Annotated in this window: 5 protein-coding genes and 5 pseudogenes; 7 read left to right on the top strand and 3 right to left on the bottom strand. The window is 66.7% G+C overall.

Features of this window, described 5'->3' with window-relative positions:
- Window positions 1–15: 15 nt before the first annotated feature.
- Entirely contained in the window at window positions 16–354 is a 339-nt protein-coding gene (locus tag BLT82_RS34455; RefSeq protein WP_093662106.1) for a LamG domain-containing protein, read from the top strand.
- Window positions 355–488: 134 nt separating this feature from the next.
- Window positions 489–7,445, top strand: coding sequence for a polymorphic toxin-type HINT domain-containing protein (locus BLT82_RS34450; RefSeq protein WP_093662104.1), 6,957 nt, complete (start codon window positions 489–491; stop codon window positions 7,443–7,445).
- A gap of 615 nt (window positions 7,446–8,060) precedes the next feature.
- Here the strand turns inward: BLT82_RS34450 and BLT82_RS34445 are convergent.
- Both BLT82_RS34445 and BLT82_RS34440 read right to left on the bottom strand, forming a co-directional pair.
- A pseudogene (locus BLT82_RS34445) lies at window positions 8,061–8,248 on the bottom strand (IS5/IS1182 family transposase); the annotation flags it as partial.
- 56 nt (window positions 8,249–8,304) lie between these two features.
- Window positions 8,305–9,092, bottom strand: a pseudogene (locus tag BLT82_RS34440) (transposase); the annotation flags it as partial.
- Window positions 9,093–9,099: 7 nt separating this feature from the next.
- On the opposite strand from BLT82_RS34440, the pseudogene BLT82_RS34435 reads away from it, so the two are divergent.
- The 4 genes and pseudogenes from BLT82_RS34435 to istB form a co-directional block, all read left to right on the top strand.
- Window positions 9,100–9,432 (top strand): annotated as a pseudogene (locus tag BLT82_RS34435) (transposase); the annotation flags it as partial.
- Window positions 9,433–9,548: 116 nt separating this feature from the next.
- Window positions 9,549–9,689: pseudogene (locus BLT82_RS34430) on the top strand (XRE family transcriptional regulator); the annotation flags it as partial.
- 58 nt (window positions 9,690–9,747) lie between these two features.
- Window positions 9,748–11,091 carry an IS21 family transposase gene (istA, locus tag BLT82_RS34425; RefSeq protein ID WP_167746167.1) on the top strand — a complete coding sequence of 448 codons (1,344 nt, stop codon included), beginning with the start codon at window positions 9,748–9,750 and terminating at the stop codon, window positions 11,089–11,091.
- The gene (gene istB / locus BLT82_RS34420; RefSeq protein WP_093662102.1) at window positions 11,088–11,858 is read left to right on the top strand and encodes an IS21-like element helper ATPase IstB; all 771 of its coding nucleotides are present in this window, start codon (window positions 11,088–11,090) and stop codon (window positions 11,856–11,858) included. The genes istA and istB overlap by 4 nt, the downstream gene beginning before the upstream one ends.
- 10 nt (window positions 11,859–11,868) lie before the next feature.
- Here istB and BLT82_RS34415 read toward each other — a convergent pair whose 3' ends face one another.
- Complete coding sequence (locus BLT82_RS34415; RefSeq protein ID WP_241695328.1) at window positions 11,869–12,270, bottom strand: hypothetical protein; 402 nt, start codon at window positions 12,268–12,270, stop codon at window positions 11,869–11,871.
- Window positions 12,271–12,367: 97 nt separating this feature from the next.
- Here BLT82_RS34415 and BLT82_RS38410 point away from each other — a divergent pair.
- Window positions 12,368–12,463 (top strand): annotated as a pseudogene (locus tag BLT82_RS38410) (XRE family transcriptional regulator); the annotation flags it as partial.

Here is a 12,463-nt window from a genome sequence, read left to right as displayed (position 1 = left end):
AAGATCACGCAATGGGTGGGGAGATCACCTGAGCAGGTTTGGCCACCTGAAGAGCGACACCTGAGGAGATTCAAAGAGCGCCATCAACCCGGAGTCTTCGACGCCACCGAGAAGGCCGAATCGGGAGGCTATGGGGTTGCCCGCCTGTATCTGGAGGGCGCTGATCAGCAGGTCTCCCCGACCTTCACCACCGCGCAGCAGGGGCGTGGCGATCTCGCTGCGGGCCGCGGCCGTGCAGCCGACACAACAGGCCACTACCTGCCGGGTGCGCTGACGCAGATGCGTATCTGGGCGGGGGCGATGACCGCGAACCAGATCATGGACAGGGTCGTGGGCGACCCAGTCGCCGAGTAGTTCGCATGCTGTGGGGCGGCACGCGTGACGCGTGCTGCCCCACAGCATCCACTTGGTCTTCCTTCCTCGGCACAGGCCGTGGACACATCACACACGCCGCCCCACAGGCGGCCCAGGGGAAAGCAGAAAACACCATGAACCGGTTCCCGTCGGTGGCCGGGAAGCGCGGCCGCCGCAGCTGGCCAACGCGGTCTCTGGGCACGGTCGCCGCGCTGTCCTTGATACCTGGGCTCCTGGCCCCGGTAGCTTTCGCGGCCGACGTCGATCCGCTCGGCAAGCCGAAGCTCAAGAAGCCGCAGTCTGCCGACGTGTCCCCCTTCACCCCGAAGGTGAGCAAGAAAGCCAAAGCCGTGAAGGCCGAGGCCGCGGCTGCCCGGCGCGCGGATACGGCACGAGCCAAGGCCGACCAGAACCGCAAGGTCACCTGGCCCAAGACGGGCAGCGCGACCCTGACCGTCCCCGGCACCGGCACGGCACAGGCGGCCCCGGGCACACTTCCCGTGACCATTGCTCCGCCCAAGCCCGACAAGGGCAAGAAAGCACCCCAGCGTGCTGGTGCCGTGACCGTGAACGTCCTGGACCAGCAGCGGACAGCCGCACTCGGGGTCAAGGGCGTCGTTCTGACCGTCACCGGTCCCGCTGCCGGGGGACAGGCCGACCTCGGGATCAACTACGCGGCGTTCGCTTCCGCCTACGGCGGTGACTGGGCCGGCCGCCTTCAGGTGCTGCGCCTGCCCGACTGCGCCCTGACCGCACCCGCGTCGGCGAAGTGCCGTGCCCGGACCCCGCTCGAATTCACCAACCACCGTAAGAAGCAGAACCTCAGCACCCAGCTGACGTTTACCTCCTCCTCGGGCGCCTCGGCTCGCTTCGCCGCGCCGCGTTCCGCCGGGCAGACGATGGTCCTCGCGCTCGCCGCGGGTACCAAGTCCGGCGGCGGCGACTACAAGGCCACCCCGCTCGCGTCCTCCTCCTCCTGGGAGGCGGGCGGCTCGTCGGGCACCTTCACCTGGTCCTACCCGCTGCGCGTTCCACCCTCCGCAGCCGGTCCGAAGCCGGACTTGAAGATCGCCTATGACTCCGGGAGCGTGGACGGCCGCACGGCGTCCACGAACAACCAGAGCACGGTGATCGGCGAGGGCTTCGACATCACCTCCTCCTACATCGAGCGCAAGTACGGCTCCTGCGACGACGACGGCCAGACCGACAAGTTCGACCTGTGCTGGAAGTACGACAACGCCTCCCTCGTCCTCAACGGCAAGGCCACCGAACTCGTCAAGGACGACACCTCGGGCAAGTGGCGCCTGAAGAACGACGACGCCTCCACCGTCACCGTCGCCACCGGAGCCGACAACGGTGACGACAACGGCGAGCACTGGACCGTCATCACCGGCGACGGCACCAAGTACGTCTTCGGCCTCAACAAGCTCGAGGGCGCCGGCGCATCGGACCGCACGAACTCGGTGTGGACCGTGCCCGTCTTCGGCGACGACGCGGGCGAACCCGGCTACGCGGACGGCTCCGCCTTCGCCGACCGGCACAAGAAGCAGGCCTGGCGGTGGAACCTCGATTACGTCGAGGACACTCACAGCAACGCCATGTCGTACTGGTACACCGCCGAGACCAACCACTACGACATGCTCGGAGACGACAACGACGGCACCGCCTACACCCGCGGCGGCTACCTGAGCGAGATCCGGTACGGTCAGCGCGCCGGCGCCCTCTTCACCGGCACTCCCGCCGCGTCGAACAAGGTCGTCTTCGGCTACGCCGAGCGCTGCATCATCGGCGACTGCGGCTCACTCACCGATGCCACCCGCGACAACTGGCCCGACGTGCCCTTCGACGCCGAATGCAAGGCCGACCAGAAGTGCACCGGCAACACCGGGCCCACTTTCTACACGCGCAAGCGGATGACCGGCATCTCCACCCAGGCCTGGAACGCCGCCGCGGCCACCCCGCTCTACGAGTCAGTGGACTCCTGGGCACTCACGCAGCAGTATCTCGACCCGGGCGACACCGGCGACTCCACCGACCAGTCCCTGTGGCTCTCCGAAATCCGCCACACCGGCAAGCGAGGCACCGACCTCAGCCTGGACCCGGTGAAGTTCAGCCACGAGTTCCGCCCCAACAGGGTCGACGGCGCCACCGACGACATCCTCTCCCTGGAGAGGCCGCGCCTGCGCACCATCACCTCGGAGACCGGCGCCGAGACCATCGTCACCTACATGGCCGCAGACTGCGTGGCCGGGCAGACCATGCCCAAGGCCGACACCAACACCCGACGCTGCTACCCGGTGTACTGGTCCCCGAACGGTGAGAAGGACCCGATCCTCGACTGGTTCCACAAGTACCCCGTCTGGACCGTGTCCACCAGCGACCCCGAAGGCGGAGCCGAGTCCGTCGAGCACACCTACACCTACTCCGGCGCGGCCTGGCACTACAACGAGGACCCGCTGGTCAAGGAGAAGGAACGCACCTGGTCCATCTGGCGCGGCTTCGAGAAGGTCACCCACCTCACCGGCCGCACGGGCCTGACACAGTCCAAGACCGTCACCGTCTACCTGCAGGGCATGAACGGTGACCGCGTCCTGGGCAGCGACGGCAAGACCCCGCACCCGGACACCCGCAAGACCGCTACGGTCACCGGCATCAAGGCACCCGCGATCACGGACGCCGACCAGTACGCCGGCTTCACCCGCGAAACGGTCACCTACAACGGCGCCCAGGAAGTCACCGGCGCCGTCTACGACCCCTGGTCCCAGCGCACCGCCACCCAGCACAAGTCCTACGCCGACACCGAGGCCTACTTCGTCCGCACCGGCGCCAGCCACGCCCGCACGAACATCACCACCAGCGGCACCCCCATCGACCGGGTCCGCACCGTGGCGACCACCTACGACGCCTACGGCATGGCCTCCACCGTCGAAGACAAGGGCGACAACGCCGTCACCGGCGACGAGAAGTGCACCCGCACCTGGTACGCCCGCAACGACAGCCTCGGCATCAACAACCTCGTCTCCCGCACCCGCGTCACCGCCAAGCCCTGCGCCATCACCGGCGACGCACTCGACCTGCCCGCCGACTCCACCCGCCCGGGCGACGTCATCTCCGACGACGCCACCGCCTATGACGCCACCACCTGGTCCTCCACCCAGACCCCGACCAAGGGCGAGGCACAGTGGATCGGTCGCGCGAAGAGCTACACCGCCGCGAACAACCCCGTGTGGCAGAAGGTCGCCACCACCAGCTACGACGTCCTCGGCCGCCCGCTGGAAGTCAAGGACACCAGCGACACCCTCACCGCGAAGAGCACCTACACCCCCACGGCCACCGGCCCGCTCACCAGCACCACGGCCGAGAACGCCAAGAGCCACATCACCACCACACTCGTCGACTTCGCCACCGGCGCCCCGACCAAGGTGACCGACCCCAACAACAAGGTCACCCAGAGCGAGTACGACAGCCTCGGACGCGTCACCAAGGTCTGGCTGCCCAACCGCTCCAAATCCCTGGGCAAGACCCCGAACTACGTCTACGCCTACAGCGTCACCGCCTCCGACCCCTCCTGGGTCTCCACCGGCACGCTCAAGGGCGACGCCAGCGGATACAACACCACCTACGAGATCTACGACTCCCTCCTGCGGCCCCGTCAGACACAGTCCCCCTCGCCGATCGGCGGCCGACTAATCTCCGAGACCCTCTACGACGAGCGCGGCCTCGCCGAATCAGCACTGTCCGACATCTGGGACCAGGCCAGTGCCCCCTCGGGAAGCCTCGTGGCCACCGACGGCGGCCAGGCCCCGATGCAGGTCGACACCACCTACGACGGCGCCGCCCGCGCCGTCAAGGCGGAAACCAAGACCAAGAACGTCCCCCTGTGGACCATCAACACCACCTACACCGGCGACACGGTCGCCACCTCAGCACCGGCCGGCGGCCAAGCTGCGGCCGTGACCAGCAACGCCCTCGGTCAGGTGACCCAGCGCCGGGAATACGGCAGCACCGAGCCGACCGGCAGCAACTACACCACCACTGACTACACCTACACGCCGGCAGGCCAGCAGAAGACCGTCGAAGGGCCCGACAAGGCCACGTGGAGCTACACCTACGATCTCTTCGGCCGCCAGGTCACTGCCAAGGACCCGGACACCGGCACCTCCACCACGGAGTACAACGACCTCGATCAGGCCGTCGGTTCCAGCGACTCGCGCCCCGGCAACAAACTCATCTCCGAGTACGACGTCCTCGGCCGCAAGACCGGCCTCTGGGACGGCACCAAGACCGACGCCACCAAGCTCGCCGCCTGGACCTTCGACGTTCTCCAGAAGGGCCAGCAGGACACGGCCGTCCGCTACGAGAACGGCTTCGGCCAGACCAACAGCAAGGCCTACACCCAGAAGGTCACCACCTACGACCCGCTCTACCGGCCGACCGCCAGCCAGCTGATCCTGCCCACCGGGGACCCGCTCATCGCTGCCGGTGTCCCGCAGACGCTGTCCTTCTCCACCGCGTACGACTTCGCCGGGTTGGTGACACAGACCGGCAGCCCGGCTGTCGCCGGTCTGCCCTCGGAGATCGTCTCCAACACGTACAACGCCACCGGCCAGCAGCTCACGGCCCAGGGCACCAGCCAGTACCTGCAAGCAGCCCTGTACTCCGAGACCGGGGACGTACGCCAGCTCACCCTGGGCAGGAACAGCACAGACGCCAAGGCTTACCTCAGCTTCGACTACGAGCAAGGCACCCGCCGCCTCACCCGCTCCTACGTCACTGACACGGTCCACGGCTACATGCCGCAGGAGCTGAAGTACACCCAGGACAAGGCCGGCAACGTCACCTCGATCTTCGACGCCACCACCCAAGGCGGCACCTCGAAGGCCGACTACCAGTGCTTCACCTACGACACCCATCGCCGAATCAGCCACGCATGGACTCCGAAGACCGCCAGCTGTGACACCAGCGGACGCACCGTCGCCAACCTCGACGGCGCAGCGCCCTACTGGACCAGCTACACCTACACGAGCTCCGGCCAGCGCGACCTGGAAACCCAGCACACCACGGCAGGCGACAAGACCACCGACTACACCTACGGCACAGCCAACAACCAGCCCCACCCTGTGGTCTCGACCACAGGAGCCAGGGCCGGCACCTACGGCTACGACGAAGCCGGTAACACCACCAGCCGTCCCGGCACCCAGGCCCAGCAGACCCTGACCTGGAACACCGAAGGCAAACTCGTCGGCACGTCCGAGCCCGCCGCAGGCGGAAAGCCCGCCACCGGCACCAGCTACCTCTACGACGCTGCTGGCGAACTCCTCATCCGCCGCAACACCACGGCTGACGGCGACGCCGTCCTCTACCTCGGCGCCACCGAGGTCCGCCTCACTACCAAGGGCACCACCAAGACCCTGACCGGCACCCGCTACTACACCGCCGCCGGCCAGACCATCGCCCTGCGCACTGCCACAGCAGGCGTCACCGGCAGCAAGCTCAGCTTCCTCGCCGGCGACCACCACGGCACATCAAGCCTCGTCCTCGATGCCACCACCATGGCGGTCACCAAGCGCTACACCACTCCCTTCGGCGCATCCCGTGGGTCAGCACCGACGTCATGGCCGGACGACAAGGCTTTCCTCGGCAAGCCTGCAGACACCACGACCGGCTTGACCCATATCGGCGCCCGCGAGTACGACCCCACCATCGGCCAGTTCATCAGCGTCGACCCCCTGCTGGAACTCGACAAGCACCAAACGCTCAGCGGCTACAGCTACGGCGCCCAGAACCCCGTTACCTTCTCCGACCCGTCAGGCCTCGGCCTGGGCTGCGGTAGCGGCCCCAACCAGGACGGCTGCCCCACCAACCCCAGTGGCGGCCAGAGCGGCCAACCCGACAAGATCAACACCGGCGGTGGTGGCGATTCAGACGGAACAGCCAGCTCACACCAAAGCGGCGACGTCACACGCGAGCTCGAAAAGGCGCTGCTCGCCATGGGGCCGACCACCGACGACGAAGACCGCCTCACTCGAGCCTGGATGAACTATTACCGGGTGAACGGAGGCGACTACTGGGACACGCCTATGGGCGACGGCGACCGGACCGCCATGGCCTGCTACGGCCGAGCAGGCTGTTCCGCGGCCTATCGCCATTGGGTGAATACCCGCGATGTAGCCGGCGCCAAGAAGATCGCAGCCACCTACTGTCTCCACAACGCCGAAAAGTGCGCTGTTGACAACAGTTGGTACAAGGTGGCGGATGCTGTCTTCAAGGCTCTCCCCGAGGCCATCGCGGCATCACGCGGCGCGCGAGCAGCACTACGAGGGGGACCCTGTAAGTGCTTCCTCGCTGGAACCGACGTGCTCATGTCCGACGGGGCGACCAAGGACATTGAAGATGTAGAGCTTGGCGACGAAGTCCTGGCCACCGACCCAGAGACCGGAGAAACCGGACCCCGGAAGGTCACCCGCCTCATCGTCACCACGGACGACAAGCACTTCAACGAGCTCACGATCGCAACCCCGGATGGAACAGAAAAGCTCACAGCGACACACGAGCACCCCTTCTGGTCCCCGTCCGAGAAGCGATGGGTCGAGGCCGGCGACCTCAAGTCGGGCATGACACTCCTCACGGACGACAACGCCACCGTCATCGTGGCGGGGAACCGCACCTACACCAAGCACGCGCGCACGTACAACCTGACGGTGGACGACCTCCACACGTACTATGTGCTGGCGGGGGACACGCCGGTCCTGGTGCACAATTCCAATGGATGCATTCACGCGTCCGTTGCATACCAGGATTGGGCAACCAAGGGGGCTCATGTCCACATTGGGAAGAATGAGGTCAGGATCTTCCCGAATGGTCAAGGCGGAATTGGTGCTCAAGGCATTCGCCTTCGGACCGGGACGGCTAGCCCGAAAGAGGTCCAGAAGGTTCTGGATGAGATCCATTCGAATCCGAGCCTAAGGGCCGATATTATCGATAAGGCCAAGTCAGCTCGCGCCAGCATGAATGCGGGAGAGTTTGGTATGCAGTCTAATCGGGCAGCCGAGATACACTTCCTCATCAAGGCATTGGAGAAGATGGGGTGACTGGTCTGAGCTTCTTCAGCGATGTGTCCGTGACTGGTCAAGTCCGAGGGTTGGGGTTGGGGTCCAGCCCTGCTCAATGGGAGCAGGCCCTCGGCGACGAGTACGTCGATGATGTGCGCAAAGGTCGCATGCGTCGAGACTATGGTCTCGTGGAGCTGTCATTCCTGCGATCCGAAGGATCATGGGATTGTGTCGGGATTAGTGTCCAGGTGCACCGATTGCCGCTGCCTCACGGGGATGTGATTCCTGAGTCGCTATTCCGTGCGTACGGAGCCTTCCCGGATCGAATCCATTTCTCCGGCTTGATGCAATCCGTCCTTGAAGTTGGCGTCAGGGTGGAAGCGATCGAGGATGCTACGCGATCGCGCTATAGGAGATTCTGGATCCCTGAATCCCGCGCACTCATTCACGTGATAGATGAGCGTTTGAGTGATCCTGGAATTCCGGCGCCAGGGGATGTGTGGTCCATTGCCCTGTCGCGTGACGTGGAGATTTGGAGGGCCCCGCTCAAATAGATTGCTGATGGTCTTCCGTTACGCCGACAGGCGCCCCACCAATTCTTTGGCGGGGCGCCTGTGGCGTCTTGACGGCAACGTCAGTGAGCCTTTTCCATCTTCAGCCTGAGCTGGCCAGATGCAGGGTGAGGACAGCCTGAACAAGGCTCGTGATGCCGGTGGTCGAGCAGCGGGCTTGCGGAGAAGCCGCCAGGACTTGAGGGTGGCGACGGCCTGCCCGACCAGGGCCCGGATCTTCGCGTGGGACCGGTTGACGGCCTGCTGGCCTGTGGACAGCGTCTCCCACCGGAGGGTCTGTCAAACGAGCGGGTCTGTTCCGTAGTCGGTGGTGACGGAGGGTGTGGTCAGGCGAGGAGGATGCGGTGGCGGAGGAGGGGGAAGCTCGCGCGGCCGTACATCTGGCGCTTGATCAGCTTGGTTTTGTTGTTGACTCCTTCGGTGCCGCCGTTGTGGTGCGGCAGGGTGAGGGCGGCGTCGACTGCGGCGTGGTCCTTCTCGAGGCCCCGGGTGAAGGCATGCAGGTGGGGCAGGTCCTCGGCCTGGGCCGAGGTGATCCAGGTGCTCAGCAGGGCGGCATTGCCGTCGGCGGGATCCAGCAGCACGGCGAAGTGGTGGATGAGGTCGGCCAGAGCGGTCATCTCGTGGCAGGCGGTGCGGGCGGCCTCGATGCGTTCCCGCTGGTGGTCTTTGAGGCGGTCTGGGCGGGTGAGCAGGTAGCGGGTCAGACGCCGGGGCGAGAGTGCGGGCCGGTCCGCCTCGACGCGGCCCTGGTTGATGTAGCGGACGAGCAGGTTCGAGCTGCCGGTGTAGCCCAGCTCCCTGATCTCCTGGAGGAGATGGGTGACAGGGACGGCCGGGTTCTCCAGCCGGCGCCGGCGCAGGTGATCGCGGTAGGGATCCACGAGAGTGGGCCGGTACTTGGGGGCGCGGATGAGGCGCTCGGGCTCGGCGACGCGGTCGTAGCGCTTGACGGTGTTGAGGGCCAGGTTCAGTCGCCGCGCGCACTCCAGAAGTCCGACTCCGCGCTCGCGCAGGGCGTGGACCTGCTGCCAGCGCTCGCGCGTGGTGGCGGCCTGTCTCCCCTCGGCCGGGGCGGGCCCGCTTTCGCCCAGCAGGTGCTGTGCGCGGCGACTTACGCGCTGGAGGCCAAGTTCCCGAAAGCCGCAGCCCACTTGGACGCTGCCCAGCATGACCTGCTGGCCTTCACGGCCTTCCCGCGTGAGATCTGGCGACAGATCTGGTCGAACAACCCGCAGGAGCGGCTGAACAAGGAGATCCGCCGCCGCACAGACGTGGTCGGCATCTTCCCCGACCGCACCGCCGTCATCCGGCTGGTCGGGGCGGTCCTGGCCGAGCAGAACGACGAGTGGACCGAAGCCCGGGTGAGGGCGCAGCGTGCACAGCCTCATGAGGCGTCCATTCCTCCTGCCCAAGCGTCAGATCCCGATCCGCTCCGTGCGGGAAGCGGGTGAGTGTCGGCGGCACACCGTGGTGCAGACCTCTGCCCTCCACCGTATGGCGGCCACCTGCGGAAATAGGGCAGAGGTCTGCACTGACAGGGCAGGGTTCTGCACCGTCGGATGGTGGGGTGACGATCTTCCCGCCCGACCCGAACCTCGCCGCGCTCCGCCTGGAGCTCGCGCGCCTGAGGAGCGAACGCGGCTGGAGCTACGACGAGCTGGCCCGCCGCAGTGGCCTGGCCAGGCGCACTCTCATCGAGATCGAGCAGGTGTCGGCGTACACGTGAACGTGCAGGACCGCGTACGGATGAACGTGCAGGGTTCCTGATGGAGGTCGCCAAGGAGACGGGCCTGAACTGGCGGACGGTCAGCAAGTACTTGGCAGCCGACGGCCCCGCCGCGCCTCCACGCCGGTCGCCGAACGGCCGGTCACGGGTCAGGGTGATCGACGAGTTCGCGCCGCTGGTCGACTCGATGTTGCGGGCGGAGATCCTGATGAAGGCCGCCGTGATCCACGAGCGGCTCGCAGCGGAGTACGGGTTCACCGGCAACTACCAGCGGACCAAGCTCTACGTTCAGGAAGCCCGACCCCGGATCGCCGAGGAACTCGGCATCACGCCGAATGAGCTGGCGGGCATGTACCGTCGCTTTGAGGTGATCCCCGGCGCCCAGGCCCAGGTGGACTGGGGCGACGAGGGCAAGATCCTCGCCCACATGGGCATCCCGAAGGTCTACTCCTTCCACATGACGCTGTCGTACTCGCGCGACCCGTTCTGCTGCTTCACCACCAGCCAGGACCTGCAGCCGTTCTTCGACTGCCACCGCCGCGCGTTCGCCCACTTCGGCGGGGTGCCGATGACGATCGTCTACGACCGCACGAAGACCGTCGTCCGACGCCACGTCGCCCCAGGCGAGGCGGTCCCGCTGCACCCGGAAGCGGTCGGGTTCGCCGGCCATTACGACTTCGACATCGACGTCCTGGCCGCCTACCGGCCCACCGGCAAGGGACGCGTCGAGCGCCAGGTCCTGATCGTCCGCGACCACGTCCTGTCCGGCAGGTCCTTCTCCTCCGTCGAGGAGATGGACGCCGCCTTCATTACCTGGGTCCCGCAGCGACGGGCCCAGGCCCACAGGACCCACCAGCAGATCATCGGGGAACGGGCGGCCCGTGATCACGTGGCTCTCAGGCCTCTGCCGCCGACCCCGTATCTGGTTGCCGAGCGGCACCTGCGGCCGGTCGGCAAGGACTGCCTGGTCGCCTTCAGCGGAAACCTCTACTCGGTGCCCGCCCGCAGGGTCCGCCCCCGGCAGCTGGTGGAGATCCGGGCCACGAAGTCGCAGATCATGCTGCATTCCACCATCGCCGACTCCAGCGGCGAGACGCTGCTGGCGATCCACCCGCGGGCGATCGGCCGTGGCGTCCGCGTCGTCGAAGAGGCCCACTGGGACGGCCTGCCCACGGGCAAGGGACGCCGGACCACCACCGGCGATGTCCTGCCACAGCCCCGTCGCGAACGTCCTCGGGGCGAGGAGGCAGGGCCTTTGCAGGCTCTGCTGAACCGGGCCGCGGCCACCCATATCGAGGTCGGTCGCCGGCCGCTGTCTGTCTATGACGAGCTGACCGGAACCCGCCCCTTCACCACCCGTCCGAGCACGAGGGAAACGTCTTGAGCGAGCTGGTCTCCACCCGCATCCGCAACACGGCCGGCAAGCTCGGCCTGCCCCACCTCGCGGAAACCATCAGGGAATACACCCGCAGGGCCGACGAGGGGAAGATGGGCTACCTCGACTTCCTCGACCTGGTCCTTTCCGAGGAACTGGCCGTCCGCGACGACCGCCGCTTCCGCCAAGGCCTGCGGCTCTCGAAGCTGCCGCACCACAAGACGCTCGACGAGTACGACTTCCCTTTCCAGCCCGAGCTCGACCCGCGCAAGGTCAAGGACCTCGCCACCCTCTCGTTCGTCGAGGGCAAGGCGAACGCCGCCCTGCTCGGGCCACCCGGGGTGGGCAAGACGCACATCGCCGTCGCCTTGGCGGTCGCGGCCTGCCGGGCCGGCTACTCGATCTACTTCACCAGCCTCGACGACATGGTCCGCAACCTCAAGGCTGCCGAGACCGCCGGGCGTCTGACGAACAAGCTCGGCACCTACCTGCGGCCCGGCGTCCTCGTGGTGGACGAGGTCGGCTACCAGCCCCTCGAACGAGCCGAGGCGAACCTGGTCTTCCAGGTCATCTCCAAGCGCTACGAGAAGGGATCGATCATCCTGACCTCGAACAAGACCTTCAGCGAATGGGGCCAGGTCTTCGGCGACGAGGTCCTCGCCACCGCGATTCTCGACCGACTCCTCCACCACTGCGAAGTGATCTCCATCAACGGCCCCAGCTACCGGCTCAAGAACCGCCTCCAGGCCATCGAGCGGGAGAACGACGTGGCCTGACCAGCTGCGATCAGTGCACCGGATCTTCGCCCGGCGCGATGAAGGCATCGGCGCCATCGGCATCCTCGACATGCCCCTGGGCATCGACCGTGATGGCCGTCGCCCGCCCCTGCGAGGTGATGAGCCAGGCCAGCACCTGTTCCGTCAGCGGCGTTCCCCCCGGTCCCTCGTCCTTCCAGTGCACCCGCCACCCTCCACCAGGCACCGCGGCCACGACCTGGTCGGCTCGCTCCAGGTGGGAGAAGTCCTCATAGTCCGTCACCGCACGCAGGGCGCCGCGCTTGGGATCGACGACCAGGGCCGTCCCGGTCGCCTGGTCCCAGCCCTCCACACGCACCATGCGGCCGATCTCTGTGTCGGTGCCGTTGAAGATCGCGGTCCAGCCGGTCTGATTGAAATAGCGAAGAGACACCTCTCCATCATCTCGAACCACGACGCTCGCACTTCACAAGGCTCACTGCTCTGCACGTTCATCCGTACGCAGCTCTGCACATAGCCGAGTACGCCGACAGCAGGGCCGCACCATCGGAACCCTCAGAACCTGGCACGCCCTCGCCCACGCCTTGAGCGTCCCGGTCGACCGGCTCTTCGCCACCCTCTGCGAG

The organism is Streptomyces wuyuanensis, assembly GCF_900103455.1.
Taxonomy (GTDB): domain Bacteria; phylum Actinomycetota; class Actinomycetes; order Streptomycetales; family Streptomycetaceae; genus Streptomyces; species Streptomyces wuyuanensis.
This window is presented reverse-complemented; position numbering and strand designations above follow the sequence as displayed.

What these genes read in the sequence shown, in the direction of transcription:
- BLT82_RS34450 (WP_093662104.1), top strand. Translation starts at nt 489, where the DNA reads ATGAACCGGTTCCCGTCGGTGGCCGGGAAGCGCGGCCGCCGCAGCTGG.
- istA (WP_167746167.1), top strand. Translation starts at nt 9,748, where the DNA reads ATGGAGGTCGCCAAGGAGACGGGCCTGAACTGGCGGACGGTCAGCAAG.